The organism is Bradyrhizobium sp. SZCCHNR1053, from assembly GCF_032381235.1.
Lineage (GTDB): Bacteria > Pseudomonadota > Alphaproteobacteria > Rhizobiales > Xanthobacteraceae > Bradyrhizobium.
Map to the genome: position 1 here is coordinate 376,638 of NZ_JAUHJM010000005.1, position 25,188 is coordinate 401,825.

The following is a 25,188-nucleotide window of genomic DNA, read 5'->3' on the forward strand; positions in this document are numbered from 1 at the left end:
GAGAGACATCAGGCTCAGATCAGCCCTTGGCGTCGCACACCCAGGCGCGGATGACACATTCCTTGCCGCCATATTTGTAGCATTCCCGGGTCGCCTCGTTGAGCGTGGTCGAGATCGTCGGCCGAACAGCATAGCCGTGGGCGCCGCAGGGATTGGTGAGATCGACCGCGAACGCGGCGCAGGCCTTCTTCATCGTCACCGCGGTGCAGTCGCCCTTGCACTGCTTGAGCGCCGCGGCCTTGGCGAGATGCTCCGCCGGATAGTCGAACGCCTGGCCATAGGCGGCGCACCGGCCAATGGCGAACGCGCCGGCGGCATGCGCCGGGCTGATGGCGCCGTAGCTCGCGATGCGCGCAACGCCAACGAGAACGGTCAATCCAAATGCAAACAGCGCGACACGGCGCGCAGCGGTCGAAGCGATCACTTTTTCCTCCCCCGAGGCCCAATGTCGGCAAATCTAGCCGGGGGTCGTTGAAACTTGGTGAATGGGAGGTTGAGGGCGGGCTACGCTGGCTCAGCCGCGCCGGGCGGCTTCCAGCGCCTGCGGCGTGTCGATGTCGAGGAAGGCGCTGTTGCCGTCGACCGGCACCTCGGCGACGGCCTCGGTATGCTTGGCGATCAGGTGCCGCGCGCCGACGTCACCGTCCAGCGTCATCAGCTCGGCGAAGAAGCGGCGTGACCACAGCACCGGGTTGCCGCGGCGTCCCTCGGACACGGGCACGACGATCAAATTGCCGCGATCGGGCGCGAACGCGCCGATCAGACGGTCGAGCAGATCCGAGGACACCATCGGCATGTCGCCCAGGCACACGACCGCGCCATCGACGCCCTCAGGCACCGCGGCAATGCCTGATTTCACCGAGCTGGCGAGGCCGCCGGCGAAATCCGGGTTGCGGACGAAGCGGACGTTGAGGTCTGACAGCGCCTGCTCGACCAGCTCGGCCTGATGACCGGTGACGACGATGACCTCACCGGCCTTGGAGGCCAGCGCCTGCTCGGTCACGATGCGCACCAGCTTCTTGCCGTCGAGCTCGGCCAGCAGCTTGTTCGGCCCTCCCATGCGGGTCGAGCGTCCCGCAGCCAGCACGACCGCGGCGACCTTGCGTTCGCCCTCGGCCTCCGGCTTGGCGCGCGGCTGCGGCCGTGTCACGATCTCCATGAGGAGTCCGCCCACGCCCATGGCCGTGAGCTCGGCGCGGGTGACCTTGATGCCGGCGAGCAGCCGCATCAGCACCCAGTCGAAACCGTTCTCCGCCGGCGAACGGGCGCAACCGGGGGCGCCGAGCACCGGCACGCCGGCGGCGCTACCGATCAAGAGCAGATTGCCGGGATCCACCGGCATGCCGAAATGCTCGATCGCACCGCCGATGCCGGTGATCGCGGCGGGAATGACGTCGCGGCGGTCGGCGATCGCGGACGCGCCGAACACGATGACGAGCTCGGCGCCCAGCGCCAACAGCTCCTTGATCGCAGCGGCCAGCGCGGCCTGCTCGTGCGGCACGCGGCGCTCCGCGATGATGGTGGCGCCGGCCGGCGCGAGCCGCTCTGCGGTGACGCGCAGCGTCTTGTCGATGACCTTGGGCGCGAGCCCAGGCAGAAGCGTCGAGACGACGCCGACGCGCTTGATCACATAGGAGGCGATGCTGAGCGCGCCCCTGCCCGCCGCAGCGACGGCGGCATCGCGCAGACGGCCTTCGACGCCGAACGGGATCAGCTTGACGGTGCCGACCATCTCGCCTTCGACCACCGGCTTGAAGGCCGGCAAGGTCGCAAAGGTGATGGCCTCGTCGACTCCGTTGATGCGCTCGACGGCGGCGCGGTCGATCATCAGCACGCCGGCCTGCGCCGCGAACAGATTGGCGCGCCCGGTGAAGGCGCGATCGACGTGAATGCCTTTGCCTGCGACGACCTTCGCGACGTCGGCAGCCGCCTCGTCCTCCGAGACATCGCCCGCCTCGAGCCGGACGACCACGATCTCCTTGACGCCCTCTCGGGCCAGCGCCTCGACCTCGGCGGGACCGATCAGCGTGCCCTTCTTCAGCACCAACGATCCCTTGCGCAGGGTGTGCACGGTCACCCCGCCGATCGCTTCAGTCGGACTGGCAGGACCGAACTTCATGCCGCCTGCTCTTTCTCCTTGGCCGGCAGCCGCAACGTGGCGGTGATCTCGGCCATGATCGAGACCGCGATCTCCGACGGCGACACCGCGCCGATGGCGAGCCCGATCGGCGCATGGATGCGGGCGATGTCGGCGTCGCTGGCGCCTTGGGCGCGCAGGCGGTCGCCGCGCTTGGCATGCGTCTTCCGTGAGCCGAGCGCGCCGATATAGAAGCAGTCGCGCGAGAACGCGTGCAGCAGCGCCGGATCGTCGATCTTCGGATCATGCGTCAGCGCGACAAAGGCCGTGTAGTGATCGACGTTGAGCGGCGGCAGGGCCACGTCGGGCCATTCGGCGATCAGCGGCACGTCGGGGAAGCGCTCGGGGCTGGCGAAGGCCGTGCGCGGATCGATGACGGTGACGTCATAGCCGAGCGACTTGGCGATCGGTGCCAGCGCCTGGCTGATATGGACGGCGCCGATGATGACGAGCCGCGCCGTCGGCGCGTAGACGTTGAGGAACAACCGCTTGCCGCCCACCTCGACCATGCCGCTCTTGCCCATCCGCAGTTGCGTTGCGAGCTCGTTGCGCAAGGGATCGGCGGCGATGTCCGCGGCCTTGACCAGACGCTGCTCGCCGGTGGCGACGTCGGTGACGAGAATGGCCGGGCGGCGCGCGGCGCGCTCGGCATTGAGCTCGGCCAGTGTTCCCAATTGCATCGGTCAGCCCACCTTCTCGACGAACACGCGGATGGTGCCGCCGCACGACAGCCCGACGTTCCAGGCGGTCTCGTCGGCGACGCCGAACTCCAGCATCTTGGGCTGACCGCTGGAGATCACGTCCAGCGCCTCGGTGACAACAGCGCCCTCCACGCAGCCGCCGGACACGGACCCTAAGAACGTGCCCTCGTCGTTGATCACGAGGTTGGACCCGACCGGGCGCGGCGCCGAGCCCCAGGTCTCGACCACGGTGGCGAGCGCCACGCCGTGACCGGATTTGTGCCAATCCTCGGCGGCCTTGAGGATGTCTTCGTCGCGGTTGAGCATGACTATCTCCTTCTCAGGCGGCGGGCCGGATCGCGCTGCGCTGATGCGGCGGCAGCGGCGACGACAGCGCCGAGATCAGCGTCCCGATCGAGGTCAAGTTATGTACCGGGCGGAATTCGTCAACGTGGGGCAGCATGGTTTTGATGCCCTGCGCCTTCGCCTCGAAGCCGGAATAGCGCAGCAGCGGATTGAGCCAGATCAGCCGCCGGCAGGAGCGGTGCAACCGGTCCATCTCGAAGGCGAGCTTGCTGTCGGCCTCGCGCTCCAGCCCGTCGGAGATCAAGAGCACGATCGCGCCCTGCCCGAGCACGCGGCGCGCCCACTGCTTGTTGAAGGTCTGCAGCGAGGTGGCGATCCGCGTGCCGCCGGCCCAGTCCTCGACATTGGCCGAGCAGCTCGCCAGCGCCTCGTCGGGATCGCGCTGGCGCAGCGCCCGCGTCACGTTGGTCAGCCGCGTGCCGAACAGGAATACCGAGACGCGCTTGCGCGCATCGGTAATGGCATGCAGGAAATGCAAGAACAGGCGGGTGTACTCGCTCATCGAGCCGGAGATGTCGAGCAGCGCCACGATCGGTGCCGGCTTCTCAATTCTCCCCAGGCGATGGAAGTTGATGATCTCGCCTTCGGTGCGAAGCGCCTGGCGCAGCGTCTTGCGCATGTCGATGCGGTGGCCGCGCGGGTCCGCGGTGTGGCGGCGCGTTTTCAGCTCGGCCTGCGGCAGCCGCATCTTGGCGATGGCGCGTGCGACCTCGGCGATCTCCGCCGCGCTCATCTGCGCAAAGTCCTTCTTCTGCAGCACCTCGCGGTCGGACACCGCGAGCCGCAGGTCCTGCTCCTGCGCCTTCGGCTCCTCGTGGGTCTGCGGCTGCGACATCGCCTCCTGCACCCGGCGCGAGGCCGGCGGCGGCTTCTTCTTGGCGTGGTCCGGCAGCGGCACCGAATCGAGCATCGACTTCCATTCCTCGGCGGGACGGAAGAACAGGTCGAAGGCCTGGGCGAAGATCAGCGCATGCTCGTGGCGCTTGACGAAGATCGATTCGAGCGTGGTGAAGACGTCCGCCCGCTTGCCGATGTCGATCACTTCGAGCGCGGTCATGGCATCGATGACAGCACCCGGACCGACCGGAAGGCCGGCGGCGCGTAGCGCCCGCGCGAAGCCCGCGATGTTGTCGGCGATGCCGCCGGTCGGCGGCGCGAGGTGATTGATGGGCGTGGGCATCGGTCTATCCCCTCGTCATTCCGGGACGTGCCTCAAACTGAGTTCATCATTCCGGGGCAACCCAAAGGGCCGAGCCCGGAATCCATACTCACGGTCGTGGTTATGGATTCCGGCCTGCGTGCTGCGCACGCATCCCGGAATCACGACCTACGTTGTGACGCGACCGCGGCTCAAGTCTCGCTGGTCGCGTCCTTGATCGCCTTCTGCAACGCATCACCCTGCATGCGGGCGATGTCGTCCTGATACTTCAACAGCGCGCCCAGCGTGTCGCCGACGACCTCGGCATTCAGCGAACGCGCATCGAGCTCGGTCAACGCCGTGGCCCAGTCCAAGGTCTCGGCGACCCCTGGCGACTTGTAGAAGTCCTGGTCGCGCAGCGCCTGCACGAAGCGCACGATCTGCTGCGACAGCCGCTGCGAGATGCCGGGCAGCCGGGTCTTGACGATGGCGAGCTCGCGCTCGGCGGAGGGATAATCGACCCAGTGATACAGGCAGCGCCGCTTCAGCGCGTCATGGATCTCGCGAGTCCTGTTCGAGGTGATGATGACGATCGGCGGATGCGGCGCCTTGACGGTGCCGAACTCCGGGATCGTGACCTGGAAGTCGGAGAGTATCTCCAGCAGATAGGCTTCGAACGCCTCGTCCGCGCGGTCGAGCTCGTCAATGAGAAGAACCGGCGCGCCTGCGACATCCGGCTCCAGCGCCTGCAGCAGCGGGCGCTTAATCAGATAGCGGTCGGCGAAGATGTCCGACGTCAACTGATCGCGGTCGACCTCGCCGCCCGCTTCCGCCAGCCGGATCGCGATCATCTGCGCCGCTGAATTCCATTCGTAGACGGCGGAGGCGACGTCGAGACCCTCGTAGCACTGCAGCCGGATCAGCTTGCGGCCGAGCGCGGCCGACAAGACCTTGGCGATCTCGGTCTTGCCGACGCCGGCCTCGCCCTCGAGGAACAGCGGCCGGCCCATCCGCAGCGACAGATAGGTCACCGTCGCCAGCGATCGCTCGGCCAGATAGCCGCGCGAGGACAACAATTCGAGCATCGCGTCGACCGATGCTGGCAGGGCCGGAGCACTCATGGGCGAGACCGCTTCCTTCCTCACGCGTCCGTCACGAAGCCGGAGCCTCCGGTTCGGCGGCTCCCTCCGATGCGGTTGAGGCCTTGGCGCCGGCATTGGCCGCATCCACCGCGCGGCGCGCCAGCACACCGATCAGATGGGCGCGATATTCGGCGCTGCCGTGAATGTCGCTGTTGAGGCCTTCGGCCGAGACCGAAATTCCCTCCAGCGCCTTCGGCGAGAAACGCTTCTGCAGCGCTTCCTCGAAAGCAGTGACGCGAAACACGCCATTGCCGCCGGCGCCGGTCACGGCGACGCGCACGTCCGAGGGACGACGGGCGACGAACACGCCGACCAGCGCATAGCGCGAGGCCTGGTTGCGGAACTTCACGTAAGCGGCCTTCTTCGCCAGCGGAAAGCTCACCTTGGTGATGATCTCGTCCGGCTCCAGCGCGGTCGTGAACAGCCCGAGGAAGAACTCCTCGGCCTTCAGCTTGCGCTTGTTGGTGACGATGGTGGCGCCGAGCGCGAGGCATGCTGCCGGATAGTCCGCGGTCGGATCGTTGTTGGCAATCGAACCGCCGATGGTGCCGCGATGGCGCACCGCGGGATCGCCGATCAGGCTCGCCAGATGTGCGAGCGCCGGAATGGCCTCGCCGACCGTTGCGGAGTTGGCGACGTCGGCATGACGCGCCATCGCGCCGATCACCAGGTTGCGGCCTTTCACCTCGATCGTATCGAGCCCCTCGACATGGGAGAGATCGACCAGATGCGGCGGGCTCGCGAGCCGCTGCTTCATGACCGGCAGCAGCGTGTGGCCGCCGGCGACCAGCTTGGCGTCTTCGTTCTTGGTGAGGAGATTGGCGGCCTGGCGCACGGTCGCCGGCCGATGATATTTGAATTCGTACATGGGGAAATGTCCTGTGCGCAGCGGGCCGACTGGGGCGAGGTCAGACGTTTAGGCGAGGTCCGATTTGGCCATCGCCTTGGCGCCGGCGGCGATCGATTGCACGATGTTCTGATAGCCGGTGCAGCGGCAGAGATTGCCTTCCAGCTCCTCGCGGATGGTCTCTTCGCTGAGCTCATGTCCCTTGCGATGGACGAGATCGACCGCGGTCATGATCATGCCGGGCGTGCAGAAGCCGCATTGCAGGCCATGGTGTTCGCGAAACGCTTCCTGCATCGGATGCAGCGGCGCGCCGTCGGCGGCGAGCCCCTCGATCGTCCTGACCTCATGACCATCGGCCATCACGGCCAATGTCGTACAGGACTTGACCGCCTTGCCATCGAGATGGACGACGCAGGCGCCGCATTGCGACGTGTCACAGCCGACATGGGTGCCGGTGAGGCGCAGATTCTCGCGCAGGAACTGCACCAGCAGCGTCCGCGGGTCGACGTTCGCCGTGACGGGATTACCGTTCACAATCATGGAAATCTTGGCCATTCAGGACTCTCTATTATCCGCGCGACAGCGTTGCACTGCAGCGCAGCCCAGCAAAATCAGTCGAAAACCATCATATGGGCGCTCCCGGCGGCGGGCAACCTCGCCCCCGGCCGCGCATGGGTCGGTTGCGGTCAGCCTTGAACGGCCTTGGCGAAGTTGGCGAAGAATTCGTCGGCGAGTTTCTTTGCGGTGCCGTTGATCAGCCGCTGGCCGAGCTGCGCCAGCTTGCCGCCGATCTGTGCCTCGACATTGTAGGTCAACAGCGTGCCACCGTCCTTGTCCGCCAGCGCAACGACCGCACCGCCCTTGGCGAATCCCGCGACGCCGCCCTCACCTTCGCCGGAGATCTTGTAGCCGTTCGGCGGATCGAGATCGCTCAAGGTGACCTTGCCCTTGAAGCGCGCGGAGACCGGTCCGACCTTCATCTTGGCGACGGCGCGGAAGCCACCGTCCTCGGTCTTCTCCAGTTCCTCGCAGCCGGGAATGCAGGCCTTGAGCACCTCCGGATCGTTCAGCTTGGCCCAGACCTGCTCTCGCGGAGCGGCCAGCTGGACCTCGCCCGTCATCGTCATTGCCATGTGCATCTCCCCCGATTGGCGCGGTTAGAGGCATTCAAGTAAAGCACCGAACGTCCAAAAGGAAGGGCGAGCAGCGACCGGAAGCGTTGCAGAAAAGCCGGAGCACCGCAGCATTCCGGATCTCGCCGCCGTTGAGTTTTGATTGGCAGACGGCGGTGGGGGTGGTTAGTTCGCCATCGAATCTGCACGATTCCTCCGGCGGCGCGGCCGCCTGCGACAAGGATTCCGCTCATGCCGATGATCGATGCCGACGGCTGTCTGTTGAATGTCACCGTCGAGGGCCGCGACGGCGGACCGACCCTGATGCTCTCGAACTCGCTCGGCTCGACGCTGCAGATGTGGGAGCCGCAGATGCGCGCCTTCACGCAGGTGTTCCGCGTGATCCGCTATGACCGGCGCGGTCATGGCAAGTCGCAAGTGCCGCCCGGGCCCTACTCGATCGAGCGATTCGGCCGCGATGCGCTGGCGATTCTCGATGACCTCAACATCGAGAAGGTGCACTGGTGCGGCGTGTCGATGGGCGGCATGGTCGGGCAGTGGCTCGCGGCCCACGCTCCTGAACGTGTAGGCAAGCTCGTGCTCGCCAACACCACCTGCTACTACCCCGATCCGGCAATCTGGGACGCCCGCATCAAGGCGGTCGAGGACAGCGGACTCGCTGGAATCGCCGACACGGTCATCGCCGGCTGGCTGACTCAGGAGTTTCGTGATCACAATCCCGACGTTGCCGACCGGATGAAGGCAATGCTCGTGGCCACCCCGGTCGAGGGCTATCTCGCTTGCTGCAAAGCACTGCGGGCGCTGGACCTGCGCGAGGACCTGCCGGCCATCAAAAGCCCAACCCTCGTCGTGGCCGGCCGCTACGACAAGTCGACGCCGATCGCGATGGCGGAAGCGATCCGCAGCCGGATCCCCGGCGCCAGCATGACCATCGTCGATGCCGCGCACATCTCGAATGTCGAAGCGGCGGGCCAGTTCAACGATGCCGTGCTGGGCTTTCTGACCCAGCGCTGACGCACCGCGATGGATCAGGGCGTTACGCCTGCTGCGGCGCCGGCGTCGCCGTGGGCCCCATCTTCGGCGGAGCGGATGCGGAGGACGGCGAGGCTTGCGTCGACGGCTTCTCCACCAGCATGACGATGGCCGTGCCGAGCAGCATCAGGAGTTCCGTGGCATGCAGACGCAGTGCCTGGGGCTCCCCGAATTTGGCGGCCATGATCATGCTGAAGAAGGCGAGCATGCTGCCGAAAGCGAGCCCGATCGACAGCGCCTCGACATAGCCGGCCACCTTTCGCACCCGCGGAACCAGGATCAGGACGAGAAACATCGCGAAGAAGCCTGCGACCGTCAGTCGCGCCAGCGCAAGCAGCCAGGCGGCGCGGACCGTCTCGATGCCCGACAGCTGCAGGTAGTCGCTGATGAACAATGCCACCGCAATATTGGGCCGCGCGAACAGCCCCTGGATCGGCGACACCATGATCTGAAACGCGATGATGGTCCAGGCGGGCACGAAATAGAGCGCCAGCAGCACACCGTTGACGCAACTGAGCCGCCAATTCCTGATCACGCAATCCTTGATCATGTCACGCCCACCTTTCCATCCCACAAACCGCCCGACCGACCGACTTCCAGACGAGCTAACGCGCGGCAAACGCGCCCGGCAATTTAAACCATTCGTTTACCTTAACAGGGTGGCGACGGGCGCGATCCACTAACGGTCACCGTCCAAGAGGCCGTGCCGATGACCTCGCCGATCAGGCCTCGACTTCCCGCGTGACAACGGCCTTCCCGGCCATCAACGCCTCCTCGAACGTCTGCATCGCATCCGACATTGCGCGCCCGCTTCGTCTTCAGCACCGCGATGCGGCTGCTCCGCTGAATGATCGCCGAACCGACGCCTGCATCGGGGTCACGATCGATGCGCCGGCAGTCCGATCGCGTCGATGGCCGCTGCACCGCAATTATGTGCGCCGCGCCATCGTTGCTTTTGACTAGCGTCAAAGTAGCTAGACAATGTGATACTATCTTAAGACGAGCGCTGCTGCGTTTCGCACAGCTCGATCGTGATGCGGCAAGCAGCCGCCGAGCGGGAGTACTGCATGAGACTGGCTCGGATCTTCATCGGCATCCTCCTGCTGGCCGGCGGCCTCTACATCCTGGTCGGCGAGCATTTCGCCGGAACTTCAGGCGACGCGACCGTCAATGCCCGGCTTTACGTCGTGCGTGCGCCGATCGAAGGCCGCGTGACGCTGGGGGTGAGCCATATCGGCGTCAGGGTCAACGCCGGGGAACTCATGGCCGAGATCGTCGACGACCGGTTCGACACCACGCGCCTGCTCAATCTCGAGCGCGACCGTGACGAGCAGAAGATCGCGCTCAAGCGGGTTCCGGCGCAGCGTTCGGCGCTCGAGCAAGCGCGGGCCGCCTTCGCGGCCCAGTCGACCAACTACAAGACCGGCCGCGTCCGCCAGATCGCGGCACGCATCGCCGAGGCCAAGGCGGCGGAGGATGCCGCGGCCGCCCGGCTGAAGCTCGCGGATCTCACCTTCACGCGGGCCAACGAGCTGAAGGAACGCGGGGTCCAGACGGTCGCCGGCCTCGACCAGGCCAGCGCCTCGCTCGATATCGCCAAGCAGGATTTGGAAAGCGCGAAACAGCGCACCAACTATGTCGAGACCGAGCTCGGCTCCGCGCAATCGGGGGTCTTCATCGGCGACTCCTACAACGACGTGCCGTTCTCGATGCAGCGCATTCACGAGCTCGACCTGCGCCTCGCAGAACTTGCCGTGGACGAGCAGCAGATCCAATCCCGCCTGGTCCAATACGAGCAGCAGATCAACGCCGAACGCGTCCGGATCAACCGACTGACCTCGGCGACGCTGAGGGCCCGCGTCCCGGGCATGGCCTGGGATTTCCTCGTCGACGACGGCGAATATGCCCGTCGCGGTCAGGATCTCGCCAAGCTGGTGGACTGCAACAGTCTCGTGGTGACCGCGAGCGTTCCCGAAAGTCTCTACGCCAGCCTGTCGATCGGCGCCCCGGTGCAGTTCCGTCTGTTCGGAGACGACCGGATATTCGATGGGACGGTGACACGTCTCGGCGGCTCGGGCGCCTCGCAACTCTACGCCAATCTCGCCGTCGGCCCGACGCCGCAGCACTTGCAGCGCTTCGACGTCACCGTTGCGGTGCCAGATCTCGCCAAGCAGCCGGATCTGTCCTGCGCCATCGGGCGCACCGGCCGGGTGATCTTCACCAGCGGACCGATCGCGGCATTGCGCGGCTTCGTCGCCCGGTACGGCTACTGATGCCGACGCTGTCACCATTCCTGTCCGCGTTCGCAGTCGTTGCGATCATCGTAGGGCTGCGCGTCCTGGTGTTGCCCCTCCTGGACCCGAAGATATGGTACTGGCGGACCCTGCTCCTCAGCGGCTCGATCCTGCTGGCCTGGCGCTATGTCGCCTGGCGCTTCACCGAGACCCTTGCTCCGCCCGGCCTCACGCCGGATGGGATCCTCAGCTGGGGCTTCGCCATTCTCGAAGCGCTCACCGTTGTTTCGTCGTCCTTCGCCTTCCTGATCCTGACCAGGACCAAGGAGCGGACGACGGAGGCTGATCGCCATGCCGGCTGGTGGCTTCCGAGGCCGCCGCCTCGGGTCGACATCTTCATCACCACCTACAACGAGCAGCTCGAGGTCCTGGAGCGAACCATTGTCGGCGCCAAGGCGATCACCTATGCGGCATTGCGCGTCCTCGTCCTCGACGACGGCAGCCGGGCCTGGCTCCGGGATTACTGCACCGAGCACGGCATCGGCTATGTCGCCCGTACCGACAAGTCGCACGCCAAGGCCGGCAACATCAACAATGCCTTGCGGCTGCGCGCGGCGGATGCGGACCGGCCGGATTTCGTCGCCGTTCTCGACGCCGACTTCGTGCCTCATCTTGACTTCGTCGAGCGGACGCTCGCGTTGTTCCACGATCCGGCTGTCGGCCTCGTACAGACACCCCAGCACTTCTTCAACCCGGACCCGATCCAGCACAATCTCGGCATCGGCGCGTCCTATCCCGACGAGCAGCGCCACTTCTTCGACAACGTCGAGCCGGCGCGCGACGCCTGGGGCATCGCAATGTGCTGCGGCACCTCCTCGATATTCCGCGTCTACGCCGTAGAGATGATCGGCGGCGTGCCGACCGAGAGCGTCACCGAGGATTTCCTGCTCACGCTGCGCCTGTCCGCGCACGGCTACCAGACCGTCTACCTGAACGAGGCGTTGTCGGAGGGATTGGCGCCGGAAGGCCTTGCGGAATACGTCACGCAGCGCGGCCGCTGGTGCCTCGGCCTCATGCAGATCGTGCGCAACGTCTACAATCCATTCGGCTCCCATGGTCTCGACTTCTTCCACCGGCTCAGCGTGCTCGACTCGCTGCTTTACTGGACGTCGACCTATCCGTTCCGCCTCGCCGCGCTGATCTGTCCACTGCTCTACTGGTGGGGCGGGGTGACGGTGGTGAACGCCTCGATCGCCGACATCATCCGGTATTACGGCCCCTATTATCTCTCGATCATGTACACGCTGAACTGGCTGTCCAAGGGACTGTTCATACCGATCGTCAACGATGTCTCGCAGATCGTCGCCGCCTGGCCCGTGCTCCGCGCCGCCGCTCTCGGCCTGCTCTCCCCCGGTCCGCACAAATTCTCGGTGACCGCCAAGGGCGGCGATCGCGCCAAGATCATCGTCCAATGGCCGCTGATGCGGCCCTTCCTGATCCTGATGGCGCTGACGATCGGTGGCATGATCGTGTCGCTGACGTCCGATTTTGTCTTCAATACCACGGGGACCGCGGGAGACGGCGTCATCGTCGTGATGTTCTGGACGATCTACAACATTCTGGTCCTGTCGGTGGCGATCGCCGTGTGCATCGACCGTCCACGCTACAACCGGCCGCAACGCCAGATCGTCGAGCCGATAACCCTGACGGTCGACGGCGAGCCGCAACGCGGCTGGATCGTCAATCTCGGCCCCGGCGGCGCACGCGTCAGCGGTCCGGTCGGCCTTGCGACCGGCGCCATCGGCACGCTCACTTTGCCCCTGATCGGCGATATCCCGACCAAGGTCGCGGCGCCGACCAACGACGGCTACCGGCTCATATTTACGGTGACGCCGCAGCAGCGCGCCCAGATCATCGAGCGGCTGCACACCGCGAGCGGAGTGCCCGGCGCCGACAGCGGCGATCTCGGCCGCATGCTGAAAGAACTCGCGCGAGCCGTGGCCGATTGAGGAGAAGACGATGACGAGGCGACGGTGGAGCTTACAGACAGCGGTGTTCCTCGGCGGCACGACACTGATCGTCGTGACGGCGCTGGCCGTTGCCATCCTCTATTCGGCGTCGCTGCAGCGGCGCGGCGAGGAGCTCGCGATCGAGCAGCTGAGGACGCGCGGTGAGCTCAGCGCAAACCTGCTGGCGCGACAGATGTACGGCACGTGGATCGACGTGTCGCGGCTCGCCGCGATCATCGACCCCGCCGACGTCGCCGAGGCGCGCCGACAGATCCAGTTCGTGAGCCAGTTCCAGCCGCGCTATGCCTGGCTCGGCATCGCCGACCCCGGCGGCAAGGTCATCGCGAGCAAGGACCGGATGCTGGAAGGACAAAGCGTCGCCGACCTGCGCTGGTTCCGGCATGGACTCGGGGTGCCGACGGCGGTCGATGATCGCGAACCAGAGACCCTGGGCCGGATGTTGCAGGCCGCTTCGGGACCGGACCGCTTGATCGCCATGTCGGCTCCGCTGATGCACGACGGCGCCCCCGCCGGTGTCATCGGGGCCCAAATCGATTGGAAATGGGTGATCGAATCCGTCGCGGCGCTGGCGTCGCGCGACATCGATCTGGTGTTGCTGTCGCGCGAGAGCATCGTGCTGTTCGGCCCGCCGGATCTCGTCGGCAAGCAACTGACGATCGGCTCGGCGCAGGCCGCAAGCCGCGGGGCCCCGGTCGCGCTCATCGAGCGATGGCCCGACGGCAAGGACTATTTCACCGTCACGTTCCCCACCGTGAAGTACGCCGATCTGCCGAGCTTCGGCTGGTCCCTTCTGATCCGGCAGGACGCCGTTGCCGCGATGCTGCCGACCCGCCAGCTTGTGCGCTCGTTTTGGTTCAACGTTGCCGGTGGCGTGTTCTCGATCCTGGTGCTGCTCAATTTCGCCGCGAAATGGGTGGCGACGCCGATGCGCCGTCTTGCCCAGGCCGCCGAGACCATGGTGAAAGATCCGTTTTCCGGCATGGTGGCTCGGGAAACCCGGTACGATGAGGCGACGCGGCTGCGCGACGCCTTGGTCAGGCTCCAGTCGAAGCTGATGGCAAAAGTGCCTGGTTCGACGGAAGACAGCGGTAGCGGCATATGAGCGGCGCCAGCGACAAGATCAGCTCGATGCGCTCGACGTCCAAGGTCGCGGCCCTCGTCGCTCGCGCCTCCTTCGCCATCATTGGCCTCAGCGGCTAGCCCGAGCGGCGGCGAGAGAATCCGAGCTGAAAGCGAATCCTCCAGTGTCCACGCCAACGAGCGGTCCTGCAGACGCGGGTCCTGGTATTGCTGGCCGAGACGCGGCTGCCCCTCCGTGTCCCTCATCTTGCCGGATCGGCCTCCCGCGAGTCTGCCCTACGGATTCTGGGTCGGATTCTGGCGCCCCTGGTTCTTGTCCGCCAGCCTGCTCATGGGGTTCTCGCTTCGCTACCGCGCGCAACCAGTGCGAGAGCACCTCCTTCGGCGGTAGGTGCTGTGTTCCGCGGTGGTCATTTGATGGCGATGGCCGGACCCGAGAAAGGCACGGGAACCGCGCCGTCAAAGGAGGCGGGATAAGCCCGCAATTGTGGCACTGCACGCTGTTGCGGCACCCGGTTCCTAGCTGTTAGTACTGGCCCACGCGTCGCCTTGGGCGCGGGTGCGATCTCCAGGCATACCAGCACCTGCTCTGCAAGGCCCCCGCCGCGTTGCGAACCGGTATCGGCAGTCTCACTCACGGCAGTTCATGGATTATTTCGCGCAACAGCTCATCAATGGCCTCGTCCTTGGCTCGATCTACGGCCTGATCGCCATCGGCTACACCATGGTCTATGGCATCGTCGGCATGATCAATTTCGCCCATGGCGACATCTTCATGATCGGCGGCTTCATCGCGCTGATCTCGTTCCTGGTCCTGGTGTCGCTGGGCCTGACTGCGGTTCCGGTAATTCTGCTGATCGTGCTGCTGGTCTCGATGGCCATCACGGCGCTCTATGGCTGGACCGTCGAACGCATCGCCTACCGCCCGCTGCGGCACTCGTTCCGCCTGGCGCCGATGCTGTCCGCCATCGGCATGTCGTTCGTGCTCACCAACTATTCGCAGGTGTCGCAGGGCGCGCGCGTCAAGCCGGTGCCGCCGATCATCACCGGCGGCTATACCCTGCACGAGGGTGCGGGCGGCTTCGTCGTCCAGCTCTCCAACATCCAGATCGTGGTGGTCATCACCACCATCGTTCTGCTCGCGCTGTTCACCTGGCTGGTATCCCGCACCCGGCTCGGGCGCGACATGCGCGCCTGCGAGCAGGACCAGACCATGGCGGCACTGCTCGGCGTCGACGTCGACCGCACCATCTCGATGACCTTCGTGATCGGCGCGGCGCTCGCTGCCGTCGCCGGCATGATGTACCTGCTGTATTACGGTCTGGTCGATTTCTTCATGGGCTTCGTCGCCGGCATCAAGGCGTTCACGGCGGCGGTACTCGGCGGCATCGGCTCGCTGCCGGGGGCGATGCTCGGCGGCCTCGCGATCGGACTGATCGAGACGTTCTGGTCGGCCTATTTTTCCGTGGAGTACAAGGACGTCGCGGCATTCTCGATCCTCATCGTGGTGCTGATTTTCCTGCCGACCGGCCTGCTCGGCCGGCCCGAAGTCGAAAAAGTCTGAAGATGGAGTCCGCGTGAGCGCGTCCCTTCCCGCCTCGTCGAAAGGCTCCGAACCGGTCGGAGCCGCCTTCATCCTCAAGAAGGCCTTTCTCAGTGCGCTGGTCGCTCTCGGTCTGTTCTCCCTGATGGTCGGCGTCCGCACCGAAGCGGGCCAGAGCGGCCAGCTCGTATACTGGACCCGCTTCGGCGACCTCGCCAGCCTGGTTGTGGCGGTGTTCGTCGGCTCGATCGCGGTCGAGCTGCTGCGGCTGTGGCTCGGACCGCGCGGCGGCCTCGGCAGCTTCGTGCCGCCGTCCGTGCAGAGCGGCATGTCGGTAGCCGGCCGCTATCTCGCGCCGGCGCTGCTGATCTTCACCTTCCTGGTGCCGGTGATCTTCTACAATCAGCGCTATATTCTCGACCTCGGCATCCTGGTCCTCACCTACGTCATGCTGGGCTGGGGCCTCAACGTCGTGGTCGGTCTCGCCGGCCTGCTCGACCTCGGCTACGTCGCGTTCTACGCGGTCGGCGCCTATTCCTACGGCCTGCTCTCGACCACCTTCGGCCTGTCGTTCTGGATCTGCCTGCCGCTCGCCGGTATTCTCGCCGCATTCTGGGGCGTGCTGCTCGGCTTTCCGGTGCTGCGGCTGCGCGGTGACTACCTCGCCATCGTCACCCTGGCCTTTGGCGAGATCATCCGCCTCGTCCTCATCAACTGGCAGGACGTGACCGGCGGTCCCAACGGCGTCTCCGGGATTCCGCGACCGACGTTGTTCGGCATTCCGCTCACACCGGGCGAAGGCGGCCTTGCATCGATGCTCGGCATCCCGTTCTCGCCGACGCATCGCATCGTTTTTCTGTTCTATCTGATCCTGGCGCTGGCACTCCTGACCAACTGGGTCACCATCCGGCTGCGCCGGCTGCCGATCGGCCGGGCCTGGGAAGCGCTGCGCGAGGACGAGGTCGCCTGCCGCGCGCTCGGCATCAACATCACCACCACCAAGCTGACCGCATTTGCGACCGGCGCGATGTTCGGCGGTTTCGCCGGCGCCTTCTTCGCCACGCGCCAGGGCTTCATCAGCCCGGAATCCTTCACCTTCCAGGAATCGGCGCTGGTACTCGCCATCGTCGTGCTCGGCGGCATGGGGTCGCAGCTCGGCGTGGCGCTGGCGGCGCTCGCCATGATCGGCGGCTTCGAGCTGTTCAGAAGCCTCGAGGGCTACCGCATGCTGGTGTTCGGTCTCGCCATGGTGCTGGTGATGATCTGGCGGCCGCGCGGCATTGTCGGCCATCGGGCGCCGACCGTATTCCTGGAAAAATCCAAGAGCATCTCTTCGGACCTCGTCAAGGAAGGCCACGGATGAGCTCCGCTCCCATTCTCGCACTCGAAAATCTCACCATGCGCTTCGGCGGCATCGTCGCCGTCAATGCGCTGTCGTTCACCGCGCAACGCACGCAGATCACGGCCCTGATCGGCCCCAACGGCGCCGGCAAGACCACCGTGTTCAACTGCATCACCGGCTTCTACAAGCCGACCTCCGGCGTCATCCGCCTGACGCATGACGACGGTGCGCAGTTCGAGATGCAGAAGCTGAAGGACTTCAACATCTCCAAGCAGGCCAAGGTGGCGCGGACGTTCCAGAACATCCGGCTGTTTCCGGGCATGACGGCGCTCGAGAACCTGATGGTCGCGCAGCACAACGCGCTGATGCGCGCGTCCGGCATGACGGTGCTCGGGCTGCTCGGCGTGCCCTCGTGGCGCGCGGCCGAGCAGAACGCGATCGATGCGGCCGTGTTCTGGCTGAAGCGCGTCGGGCTGATCGACCGCGCCGACGACGCGGCCGGCAATCTCGCCTATGGCGACCAGCGCCGGCTGGAGATCGCGCGCGCGATGTGCACCTCGCCCGCCCTGCTCTGCCTCGACGAACCGGCCGCCGGCCTCAACGCGCGCGAGAGTGCGGCTCTCAGCGAGCTGCTGCTGTCGATCCGAGCCGATCACGCCACGTCGATCCTGCTGATCGAGCACGACATGAGCGTCGTGATGGAAATCTCCGATCGGATCGTCGTGATGGACTACGGCGTCAAGATCGCGGAAGGCACGCCGCGCGAGATCAGGGATGATCCCAAGGTCATCGCGGCCTATCTCGGCACCGACGAGGAAGAGGCCGCAGCCGTGATGGAGGCAGAGGCGTGAGCGCGTCCCTCCTCGCAATCCGCAGCCTGCGTGCCTCCTACGGCAAGATCGAAGCGCTCAAGGGCGTCGATCTCGACATCAAGCCCGGCGAGATCGTCGCGCTGATCGGCGCCAACGGCGCCGGCAAGTCGACCCTGATGATGTCGATCTTCGGGCGGCCGCGCGCGAGCTCGGGCAACATCGTCTACGACGGCAACGACATCACACAGGTACCGACGCATCAGATCGCGCAGCTGCGCATCGCGCAGTCGCCGGAGGGACGCCGCATCTTTCCGCGCATGAGCGTCGCGGAAAACCTGCAGATGGGCGCCGACGCCGGCGAGACGACCGACGCGGAGCGGGCCAGCATGCTGGAGCGCGTCTTCGCGCTGTTCCCGCGCCTGAAGGAGCGCATCGACCAGCGCGGCGGCACGCTGTCCGGCGGCGAGCAGCAGATGCTGGCGATCGGGCGCGCGCTGATGAGCCGGCCGCGGCTGCTGCTGCTGGACGAGCCCTCGCTCGGCCTGGCGCCGCTGATCGCACGCCAGATTTTCGACGCCATTCGGACACTCAACCGCCAAGACGGTCTGACCGTGCTGATCGTCGAGCAGAACGCCAATCACGCGCTGAAGCTCGCCCATCGCGGCTACGTGCTGGTCAACGGCCTGATTACGCTGTCGGGCACCGGCACCGAGCTGCTGCAGCGGCCGGAGATCCGCGCTGCCTATCTGGAGGGCGGCCGCCACTGAGGCGGAGCCCTCAAAATCCGGCCGAAATGACATTAGTCCTTCGTAGGTGTCGTCGAAAATTGCCGGTGACTTCGCCGGAAAATCAGCCACAATGCGCGCGGTCTGCGGCCCGCCGTTCGGGCCGTTCCGTGTCGACCTACCCCCCGCGAGGATTTCTCATGAAACCACTCAAACTCATCGGCTTGGCTCTGGGCGCATCGCTGGCGCTCTCGACCGCTGCTTTCGCCGAAGACATCAACATCGCCGTGGCCGGCCCCATGACCGGCAGTGAATCGGCCTTCGGCCGCCAAATGCAGAACGGCGCCGAGATGGCGGTAGCCGACCTCAATGCTGCCGGCGGCGTGCTCGGCAAAAAGCTCGCACTGCAGGTGGGTGACGATGCCTGCGATCCGAAGCAGGCGCGTTCGGTTGCCGAAAAGCTCGCCGGCTCCGGCATTCCGTTCGTCGCTGGCCATTTCTGCTCATCGTCGTCGATCCCGGCCTCCGAGGCCTATGCCGACAGCAACGTCCTGCAGATCACGCCGGCCTCGACCAACCCGCTGTTCACCGAGCGCAAGCTGTGGAACGTGGCGCGCGTCTGCGGCCGCGACGACCAGCAGGGTCTCGTCGCCGCCAACTACATCGCGAAGAACTTCAAGGGCAAGAACATCGCGATCCTCAACGACAAGACCACCTACGGCAAGGGTCTCGCCGACGAGACCAAGAAGGCGCTCAACAAGGCCGGCGTCACCGAGAAGATGTTCGAGTCCTACAACAAGGGCGACAAGGACTTCAACGCGATCGTCTCCCGCCTGAAGCGTGACAACATCGATCTCGTCTATGTCGGCGGCTATCATCAGGAAGCCGGCCTCATCCTGCGCCAGATGCGCGACCAGGGTCTCAAGACCATCCTGATGGCGGGCGACGCGATGAACGATAAGGAGTTCGCCTCGATCACCGGCCCGGCCGCGGAAGGCACGCTGTTCACCTTCGGCCCCGAGCCGCGCAACAAGCCGACCGCGAAGGCGATCGTGGACAAGTTCAAGGCCAAGAACATCGATCCCGAGGGCTACACGCTCTACACCTACGCCGCGATCCAGGTCTGGTCGCAGGCGGTGAAGAAGGCCAACACCACTGACGCCAAGAAGGTGATGGACACCATCAAGGCCGGCGAGTGGGACACCGTTCTCGGCAAGCTCGGCTTCGACGCCAAGGGCGACATCAAGCAGATCGACTACGTCGTCTACAAGTGGGACGCCAAGGGCGGCTACGCCGAGCTCGGCGGCAAGGGCTCCTGACAAAACTCCTGATCCGCTTCGATCATCATCAGCAAAATGCAAACGCCCCGGTCCTGGACCGGGGCGTTCTGCTGAGAGCTTGGTTCGTCGTTGAAGCGCCTGCAGGACAGTGGGGAGCCACGTCGTACGGAGAGTAAGTAACAGGCCGGCTCAGCCGGCACAGGCCGAAAGCGATGGGGCTCCCTTCGCCGCCACTGCCGCACGGGCCGTTTCGACGGCACGCATCAGTTCGGCCGGGCGGAACGGTTTCTGCAGGTAAACGACCCGGGTCAGTTCGTCCGACATCGACGCGCCATCGAAGGCGGTCATGCCGGAGACGGCGACCACCGGCACGTCGGGAACCAGCGCGCGCATACTGCTGACCAGATCGAGCCCGTTGGAATCATCGAGATAGATGTCGACGATGACGGCATCGAACGCCTGGTCGCGGAACAACTGCAGTCCGGACGCAGCGGTCCCCGCTTCGACCACGTCGAACTGATTGACGCGCAGCACCATACAGATCATGGCGCGCACATCCTTCTGATCGTCGACCACCAGAATCCGTGGCATCAACTTCTCCAGAATTTTCCGTTGGACAACCTACAACCTAGAAGGAAATTGAGCACAACTACCGGTATATTTATCCCATTGGGGTAAAGGTGCAGTTACTTTAACTATCGACTCATTCTACAGAACGTCGCGATCTGGTACCATACAACCTTTATTAGAATATCTAAACTTTTCGCGCGCCAGTCATCGCCTCCTTTTTTGCATGTTGGCTCCCGTTGCGCAGGATTCCCGGAGATGCAGAGCATCGAGGATCACCGCGAAGTCCTGCTGTCGACGTCCACCGCGACGCGCCGAGACCAGATCGCAGCACTCGCTGCGGTTGCGATCTCGACCTTGCTGTTTGCCGCCGCCGCTCCCTTTGCCAAGGTGGAGTTGCCGGCGGCGCCTGCGTTCGTCGCGAGCTACCAGTCGGCGCTGGCGCTGAACGATCTCATCACCGCGTTCCTGCTGTTCTCGCAGTTCGTGCTGCTGCGTTCGCGACCGCTGCTGTGGTTGGCCTCGGGTTACCTGTTCACCGCGCCGGCCTCGCTACTGCACACGCTGGTGTTCCCAGGCCTGTATTCTCAGACCGGCCTGCTCGATGCAGGTCCGCAGACCGCAGTCTGGATCTACATGATCTGGCACGGCGCGTTCCCCCTGTTCGTTCTGGCCTATGCGCTGGACGACCGTCGCCGTCCGACGCCCGTTGGGTCGGTTGCGCTGTCGCTCTCGGTCGCCGTGCTCGGCGTGGCGATTGCACTTGCGGCGCTCACCTGGGCGGTGATCGCCCATGATACGGCGCTGCCCGCGCTCGTCCGCGATGACGCTGCCACGCCGGCTTTGAAAGTCGTGGTCGGCGCCATCTGGTGCGTGACATCGGCTGCCCTGCTCGTCCTGGCGCTGCGCAGGCCGCACAGCATTCTCGACCTCTGGGTCATGGTGGTGCTGTGCGCCTGGCTGTTCGACCTCTCGCTCTCCTCGTTGCTCAACGCCGCCCGGTTCGACCTCGGCTACTACGCGGGCCGCATCTATGGCTTGCTGTCCGCGAGCTTCGTACTCGGCGTCCTGCTCGCCGACAATGTCAGCCTGCAGGCGAGGCTCACGTGGCTGTTGCAGCAGCAGCGCCGGCAGAGCGAAAGCGAGCGGACACGCTTCATCGCGCGGGAGCGGCTGTTCAGCGCCGTCGTGGAATCCTCCAACGACGCCATCATCACGCTGACCCTGCAAGGCAAGATCACGTCCTGGAATCGCGCCGCCGAACACCTGTTCGGATACGGCGCAGACGAGGCGCTTGGCAACGACATCGGCCTGATCGTGCCCGCCGAACGGCGCAGCGAGGTCGATCGCATCCTGAGCCGGATCGGCGGCGGCGAGAAGATCGCGCATCACGAGACGATCCGCCGCCACAAGGACGGCCGCGAGATCGAAGTATCGCTCGGCGTGTCGCCGATCCTCGACGCGCATGGTGCGGTCATCGGCGCCTCGAAGGTGGCGCGCGACATCACCGAGAACAAGCGCACCCGAACCGCCCTGACCCGTGAGACCGAGGAGCGCCGCCGCATCTTCGAGACCTCGCAGGACCTGATCCTGGTTGCCAACTCCTACGGACAATTGATGCAGGTCAGCCCGAGCGCGGTGGACGTGCTCGGCTACCGGCCGGAGGAGATGGTCGGTCGCAATGCCAGCGACTTCGTCTATCCGCCCGAGCTCGAGGCCGTCCGTAGCCAGATGCGCGCCTGCCGCCGCGGCCGCGACGTCCACAATTTCGAGGCGCAGCTCTTGCACAAGGAAGGCCGCGGCGTCGTTCTGAACTGGATGGCGAGCTGGTCGGACCCGGTGCAGCGCCACTTCTTCGTCGGCCGCGACCTCACCGAGAAGCGCGCCGCCGAGGCGCAATTCCGCCAGGCGCAGAAGATGGAGGCGGTCGGGCAGCTCACCGGCGGCGTCGCCCACGACTTCAACAACATCCTCACCGTCATCACCGGCAGCATCGGCATTCTTGCCGACGCCGTGTCCGACCGGCCGGAGCTCGCCTCCGTCGCCAAGCTGATCGACGACTCCGCCGACCGCGGCGCGCAGCTCACGCGGCAGTTGCTGGCCTTCGCCCGCAAGCAGCCGCTGCAGCCGACCGATCTCGACATCAATGCGCTGTTGAACGAGACCGCAGCCTTGCTGCGGCCGACGCTCGGCGCGCAGATCGAGATCGAGCGCATCCTCGGCGCCGATCCCTGCATCGCGATCGCCGATCCGAACCAGCTCGCCACGGCGGTCATCAATCTCGCGCTCAATGCGCGTGATGCGATGCCGCAGGGCGGCAAGCTCACGCAGGAGACCGCGAACGTCACGCTCGACCAAGACTATGCCGACGCCCATAGCGAGGTCATCGTCGGTGACTACGTGATGATCGCCGTCAGCGACACCGGCTGTGGCATTCCGCCGGCCTATCTCGAGAAGGTGTTCGATCCGTTCTTCTCGACCAAGGGCACCGGCAAGGGCACGGGGCTCGGCCTCAGCATGGTATTCGGCTTCGTCAAGCAGTCGGGCGGCCACATCCAGATCTACAGCGAGGTCGGCCACGGCACCTCGATCAAGCTGTATCTGCCGCGCTCGGCGTCCGCTCCGGCGGCCAGCGCGGGCTTGCAGGCGCCGGACGCGCGCGGCGGCAATGAGACGATCCTGGTCGTGGAGGATGATCTGCTGGTACGCCAGCACGTGATCGCCCAGGTCGCCGGCCTCGGCTACACCACGCTGGCCGCCGCCAATGCCGCCGAGGCGCTCGACGTGCTGGAGCGCCATCCGGAGATCGACCTGCTGTTCACCGACGTCATCATGCCCGGCGCCATGAACGGCCGCCAGCTCGCCGACGCCGCACGGGTGCGGCGGCCGGCGCTGCGGACGTTGTTCACCTCGGGCTACACCGAGAACGCGATCGTTCACCACGGCCGACTCGACGCCGGCGTGCTGCTGCTGCCCAAGCCTTACCGCAAGCCGGAACTGGCCCGCATGATCCGCATTGCGCTGGAGGCGTGAGGCTGTAGCCCGGGTGTTGCATTGAGCCCTCGCGCCAGCCGCGCTATCCATCCAGCATCATCACCTGCCGCGAGGGCGACCGTGCAAAACCTCCTCACCGACATCGCGGGTGTACGCGTGGGCCATGCCCAGGACGCAGCGCTCGCGTCCGGCGTGACCGCGATCCTGTTCGATCAGCCGGCGGTGGCCGCGATCGACATCCGGGGCGGCGGACCCGGCGTGCGCGAGGATGCGCTGCTCGATCCTGCGAATACGGTGGAACGGGTCGACGGCATCGCCCTGTCCGGCGGCTCGGCGTTCGGGCTGGAGGCCGCGAGCGGTATCCAGGCCTGGCTGGCGGAACAGGGCCGCGGCTTTGCCGTGCGCGACGCGCTGATCCCGATCGTCCCCGGCGCGATCGTGTTCGACCTCTTGAACGGTGGCAACAAGGCCTGGGGCCGCTACGCGCCCTATCGCGAGCTCGGCTATGCGGCCGCAGCGGCCGCCGATACCAGCTTCGCGCTCGGCAGCGTCGGTGCCGGGCTCGGCGCCACCACGGCCAACCTGCAGGGCGGGCTCGGCTCGGCGGCGGCGACGACGACAGGCGGGATCAAGGTCGCTGCCATCGCGGTGGTCAATGCCGTCGGCAGCGTCACGGTCGGCGACGGCCCGTGGTTTTGGGCGGCACCGTACGAGGTCGACGGCGAGTTCGGCGGCCGCGGCCTGCCGGCCGCGTTCACGCCGGACATGCTGGCGATGCGCATCAAGGGCGGCCCGGCGGCGTCAGCCTCCGAGAACACGACCATCAGCCTCATCGTGACCGACGCCGTCTTGACCAAGGCGCAGGCCAAGCGGCTCGCGATGATGGCGCAGACCGGCATGGCGCGCGCGATCTATCCGGTGCATCTGCCGCTCGACGGCGACATCGTGTTCGCGGCGGCGACTTGCGCCAAGCCGATCGAGCCGCTGGTCGAGCTGAGCGAGCTCGGCATGGTCGCGGCCAATGTGCTGGCCCGCGCGATCGCACGCGGCGTCTATCACGCGCGACCGCTGTCGTTCGCCGGCGCGCTGCCGTCCTGGCAAGGCCGCTTCGGCGGCTGAGCCTAGGCGCTCACCGCGGTCGTGGAGGACGTCGAGGCCGACAGCATCTTCGACTGCCGCTGGATCAGCTTCTCGATCAGATTGTAGGACGACGTGGCGGCGTTCGACGCGGTGGTGGCCGCCGGCGTCGTCAGCGTCACCTTGGAGCCGTCGGCATAGGTGATGGTGGTCGTCGTCGAACCGTCGCTGTTGGTCGACGAGGAGCTCGACGCGCCCGACATTGCCTGCATCAGCGCGTCCGCCCCTGCCCCTGACGAATTGCCGGAGCTGCCAGCCTCCCCGGCTCCAGCACGATGATGATGACCACGGCGGCCGCGCGCGCCCTGCAGCGCCGATGTCAGTTCGTCCATGCTGACATTGCCGTCGCTGTTGCTGTCGAGCTTGCCGAACACCTTGTCGGCATTGGCGAGGTTGGTGCCGCCGGCGCCGAGCGCGGTCTCGAATTCGGACTTTGTGATCTTGCCGTCACCGTCGCCGTCGATCTGCGAGAACAGGTCCTGCAGCGGGCTGGTCGAGGCGTTCGCACCCGATGTGCCGGACTGGCTCTGCGCTGCGAGCAGCGCGTTCATCGTCTCCGGCGCGATCTGCCCCGAACTGCTGCTGCCGGAGCTCGACCACGGGCTGAAATTGCCGGAGCTGCTCGAGCTGCCGCCGTTCAGACTGAACACTCCGCCGCCGGCATTGCCCGACTTGCCGGAACCGGACTTCGTCGACCCAAGCGACTGCAGGGCTTCCAGGGCCGATGAGGCGGCCCCCAATGCAAACCACATGGCGAAACTCCGAGGTGGCCGCAATGCGCGGCGAAACAACGTCGGATCTCTCCGTCGCAATCCCCGTGCCAGCGCCAAACCGCTGAAATGTCCGGATATTTCGCGATGTTGCGGATGCCCAAACCCGGCAGTTCATGCCGCGCTCGGCAGATTTTTCCCGCTCGCGTTGCCGCAACCGCGCCCGCATGATACGGCGACAATCCCGATCGCACTGGAA

Annotated in this window: 23 protein-coding genes; 11 read left to right on the forward strand and 12 right to left on the reverse strand. The window is 65.9% G+C overall.

Features of this window, described 5'->3' with window-relative positions:
• Positions 1 to 19: 19 nt before the first annotated feature.
• The 9 genes from QX051_RS15895 to QX051_RS15935 all read right to left on the reverse strand — a co-directional run bounded on the left by QX051_RS15895 (position 20) and on the right by QX051_RS15935 (position 7,443).
• Complete coding sequence (locus QX051_RS15895) at positions 20 to 424, reverse strand: DUF4189 domain-containing protein (protein ID WP_315737425.1); 405 nt, start codon at positions 422 to 424, stop codon at positions 20 to 22.
• 90 nt (positions 425 to 514) lie between these two features.
• Complete coding sequence (locus QX051_RS15900; protein WP_315776743.1) at positions 515 to 2,119, reverse strand: molybdopterin-binding/glycosyltransferase family 2 protein; 1,605 nt, start codon at positions 2,117 to 2,119, stop codon at positions 515 to 517.
• Complete coding sequence (locus tag QX051_RS15905) at positions 2,116 to 2,817, reverse strand: XdhC family protein (protein ID WP_315776744.1); 702 nt, start codon at positions 2,815 to 2,817, stop codon at positions 2,116 to 2,118. Before QX051_RS15905 ends, QX051_RS15900 begins: the two co-directional genes overlap by 4 nt.
• Positions 2,818 to 2,820: 3 nt before the next feature.
• Positions 2,821 to 3,144 carry an XdhC family protein gene (locus QX051_RS15910; protein ID WP_231326115.1) on the reverse strand — a complete coding sequence of 108 codons (324 nt, stop codon included), beginning with the start codon at positions 3,142 to 3,144 and terminating at the stop codon, positions 2,821 to 2,823.
• A gap of 13 nt (positions 3,145 to 3,157) precedes the next feature.
• On the reverse strand, positions 3,158 to 4,363 hold the full coding sequence (locus QX051_RS15915) for a VWA domain-containing protein (RefSeq protein WP_315776745.1): 1,206 nt from the start codon (positions 4,361 to 4,363) through the stop codon (positions 3,158 to 3,160).
• Between the two features lie 170 nt (positions 4,364 to 4,533).
• A complete protein-coding gene (locus QX051_RS15920; protein WP_315737420.1) occupies positions 4,534 to 5,442 on the reverse strand; it encodes a MoxR family ATPase in 909 nt (302 codons plus the stop codon).
• A 31-nt stretch (positions 5,443 to 5,473) separates the two neighbouring features.
• Positions 5,474 to 6,331, reverse strand: coding sequence for a xanthine dehydrogenase family protein subunit M (locus QX051_RS15925; RefSeq protein ID WP_315776746.1), 858 nt, complete (start codon positions 6,329 to 6,331; stop codon positions 5,474 to 5,476).
• A gap of 48 nt (positions 6,332 to 6,379) precedes the next feature.
• Complete coding sequence (locus QX051_RS15930) at positions 6,380 to 6,865, reverse strand: (2Fe-2S)-binding protein (RefSeq protein WP_006612357.1); 486 nt, start codon at positions 6,863 to 6,865, stop codon at positions 6,380 to 6,382.
• Between the two features lie 131 nt (positions 6,866 to 6,996).
• Positions 6,997 to 7,443, reverse strand: a complete 447-nt coding sequence (locus tag QX051_RS15935; protein WP_315759237.1) for a carbon monoxide dehydrogenase subunit G — start codon at positions 7,441 to 7,443, stop codon at positions 6,997 to 6,999.
• A 231-nt stretch (positions 7,444 to 7,674) separates the two neighbouring features.
• On the opposite strand from QX051_RS15935, the gene pcaD reads away from it, so the two are divergent.
• Positions 7,675 to 8,457 (forward strand): 3-oxoadipate enol-lactonase, encoded by a 783-nt coding sequence (gene pcaD / locus QX051_RS15940; RefSeq protein ID WP_315776747.1) that lies wholly within the window; start codon positions 7,675 to 7,677, stop codon positions 8,455 to 8,457.
• Positions 8,458 to 8,479: 22 nt separating this feature from the next.
• Here the strand turns inward: pcaD and QX051_RS15945 are convergent, their stop codons facing one another.
• Positions 8,480 to 9,025 carry a hypothetical protein gene (locus tag QX051_RS15945; RefSeq protein ID WP_315737415.1) on the reverse strand — a complete coding sequence of 182 codons (546 nt, stop codon included), beginning with the start codon at positions 9,023 to 9,025 and terminating at the stop codon, positions 8,480 to 8,482.
• 517 nt (positions 9,026 to 9,542) lie between these two features.
• On the opposite strand from QX051_RS15945, the gene QX051_RS15950 reads away from it, so the two are divergent.
• From QX051_RS15950 to QX051_RS15985, 8 genes are all read left to right on the forward strand, one after another.
• Positions 9,543 to 10,748 (forward strand): HlyD family secretion protein, encoded by a 1,206-nt coding sequence (locus QX051_RS15950; RefSeq protein ID WP_315776748.1) that lies wholly within the window; start codon positions 9,543 to 9,545, stop codon positions 10,746 to 10,748.
• Positions 10,748 to 12,718, forward strand: coding sequence for a glycosyltransferase (locus tag QX051_RS15955; protein WP_315776749.1), 1,971 nt, complete (start codon positions 10,748 to 10,750; stop codon positions 12,716 to 12,718). The genes QX051_RS15950 and QX051_RS15955 overlap by 1 nt, the downstream gene beginning before the upstream one ends.
• 43 nt (positions 12,719 to 12,761) lie before the next feature.
• Positions 12,762 to 13,841 carry a hypothetical protein gene (locus QX051_RS15960; protein WP_315737412.1) on the forward strand — a complete coding sequence of 360 codons (1,080 nt, stop codon included), beginning with the start codon at positions 12,762 to 12,764 and terminating at the stop codon, positions 13,839 to 13,841.
• Between the two features lie 624 nt (positions 13,842 to 14,465).
• Positions 14,466 to 15,383 carry an ABC transporter permease subunit gene (locus QX051_RS15965; protein WP_315737411.1) on the forward strand — a complete coding sequence of 306 codons (918 nt, stop codon included), beginning with the start codon at positions 14,466 to 14,468 and terminating at the stop codon, positions 15,381 to 15,383.
• A gap of 13 nt (positions 15,384 to 15,396) precedes the next feature.
• Positions 15,397 to 16,725 carry a high-affinity branched-chain amino acid ABC transporter permease LivM gene (gene livM / locus QX051_RS15970; RefSeq protein ID WP_315737410.1) on the forward strand — a complete coding sequence of 443 codons (1,329 nt, stop codon included), beginning with the start codon at positions 15,397 to 15,399 and terminating at the stop codon, positions 16,723 to 16,725.
• Entirely contained in the window at positions 16,722 to 17,555 is an 834-nt protein-coding gene (locus tag QX051_RS15975) for an ABC transporter ATP-binding protein (protein WP_315759230.1), read from the forward strand. The genes livM and QX051_RS15975 overlap by 4 nt, the downstream gene beginning before the upstream one ends.
• Positions 17,552 to 18,283: an ABC transporter ATP-binding protein gene (locus QX051_RS15980; protein ID WP_315737408.1), complete on the forward strand. Its 732-nt coding sequence runs from the start codon at positions 17,552 to 17,554 to the stop codon at positions 18,281 to 18,283. The genes QX051_RS15975 and QX051_RS15980 overlap by 4 nt, the downstream gene beginning before the upstream one ends.
• A gap of 158 nt (positions 18,284 to 18,441) precedes the next feature.
• Positions 18,442 to 19,560, forward strand: a complete 1,119-nt coding sequence (locus QX051_RS15985) for a branched-chain amino acid ABC transporter substrate-binding protein (protein ID WP_315737407.1) — start codon at positions 18,442 to 18,444, stop codon at positions 19,558 to 19,560.
• A gap of 150 nt (positions 19,561 to 19,710) precedes the next feature.
• Here QX051_RS15985 and QX051_RS15990 read toward each other — a convergent pair whose 3' ends face one another.
• On the reverse strand, positions 19,711 to 20,112 hold the full coding sequence (locus QX051_RS15990) for a response regulator (RefSeq protein WP_315750016.1): 402 nt from the start codon (positions 20,110 to 20,112) through the stop codon (positions 19,711 to 19,713).
• Between the two features lie 234 nt (positions 20,113 to 20,346).
• Here QX051_RS15990 and QX051_RS15995 point away from each other — a divergent pair, with 234 nt between their 5' ends.
• Positions 20,347 to 23,121, forward strand: a complete 2,775-nt coding sequence (locus tag QX051_RS15995) for a PAS domain S-box protein (protein ID WP_315776750.1) — start codon at positions 20,347 to 20,349, stop codon at positions 23,119 to 23,121.
• A gap of 81 nt (positions 23,122 to 23,202) precedes the next feature.
• Positions 23,203 to 24,201, forward strand: a complete 999-nt coding sequence (locus tag QX051_RS16000; protein WP_315776752.1) for a P1 family peptidase — start codon at positions 23,203 to 23,205, stop codon at positions 24,199 to 24,201.
• A 2-nt stretch (positions 24,202 to 24,203) separates the two neighbouring features.
• Here the strand turns inward: QX051_RS16000 and QX051_RS16005 are convergent, their stop codons facing one another.
• Complete coding sequence (locus QX051_RS16005; RefSeq protein WP_315759228.1) at positions 24,204 to 24,971, reverse strand: EF-hand domain-containing protein; 768 nt, start codon at positions 24,969 to 24,971, stop codon at positions 24,204 to 24,206.
• Positions 24,972 to 25,188: the final 217 nt, after the last annotated feature.

Bases quoted from the DNA above. Each gene is read 5' to 3' on its own strand.
- QX051_RS15900 (WP_315776743.1), bottom strand. From the start codon at position 2,119: ATGAAGTTCGGTCCTGCCAGTCCGACTGAAGCGATCGGCGGGGTGACC.
- QX051_RS15905 (WP_315776744.1), bottom strand. From the start codon at position 2,817: ATGCAATTGGGAACACTGGCCGAGCTCAATGCCGAGCGCGCCGCGCGC.
- QX051_RS15910 (WP_231326115.1), bottom strand. From the start codon at position 3,144: ATGCTCAACCGCGACGAAGACATCCTCAAGGCCGCCGAGGATTGGCAC.
- QX051_RS15915 (WP_315776745.1), bottom strand. From the start codon at position 4,363: ATGCCCACGCCCATCAATCACCTCGCGCCGCCGACCGGCGGCATCGCC.
- QX051_RS15920 (WP_315737420.1), bottom strand. From the start codon at position 5,442: ATGAGTGCTCCGGCCCTGCCAGCATCGGTCGACGCGATGCTCGAATTG.
- QX051_RS15925 (WP_315776746.1), bottom strand. From the start codon at position 6,331: ATGTACGAATTCAAATATCATCGGCCGGCGACCGTGCGCCAGGCCGCC.
- QX051_RS15930 (WP_006612357.1), bottom strand. From the start codon at position 6,865: ATGGCCAAGATTTCCATGATTGTGAACGGTAATCCCGTCACGGCGAAC.
- QX051_RS15935 (WP_315759237.1), bottom strand. From the start codon at position 7,443: ATGGCAATGACGATGACGGGCGAGGTCCAGCTGGCCGCTCCGCGAGAG.
- pcaD (WP_315776747.1), top strand. From the start codon at position 7,675: ATGCCGATGATCGATGCCGACGGCTGTCTGTTGAATGTCACCGTCGAG.
- QX051_RS15945 (WP_315737415.1), bottom strand. From the start codon at position 9,025: ATGATCAAGGATTGCGTGATCAGGAATTGGCGGCTCAGTTGCGTCAAC.
- QX051_RS15950 (WP_315776748.1), top strand. From the start codon at position 9,543: ATGAGACTGGCTCGGATCTTCATCGGCATCCTCCTGCTGGCCGGCGGC.
- QX051_RS15955 (WP_315776749.1), top strand. From the start codon at position 10,748: ATGCCGACGCTGTCACCATTCCTGTCCGCGTTCGCAGTCGTTGCGATC.
- QX051_RS15965 (WP_315737411.1), top strand. From the start codon at position 14,466: ATGGATTATTTCGCGCAACAGCTCATCAATGGCCTCGTCCTTGGCTCG.
- QX051_RS15975 (WP_315759230.1), top strand. From the start codon at position 16,722: ATGAGCTCCGCTCCCATTCTCGCACTCGAAAATCTCACCATGCGCTTC.
- QX051_RS15985 (WP_315737407.1), top strand. From the start codon at position 18,442: ATGAAACCACTCAAACTCATCGGCTTGGCTCTGGGCGCATCGCTGGCG.
- QX051_RS15990 (WP_315750016.1), bottom strand. From the start codon at position 20,112: ATGCCACGGATTCTGGTGGTCGACGATCAGAAGGATGTGCGCGCCATG.
- QX051_RS15995 (WP_315776750.1), top strand. From the start codon at position 20,347: ATGCAGAGCATCGAGGATCACCGCGAAGTCCTGCTGTCGACGTCCACC.
- QX051_RS16005 (WP_315759228.1), bottom strand. From the start codon at position 24,971: ATGTGGTTTGCATTGGGGGCCGCCTCATCGGCCCTGGAAGCCCTGCAG.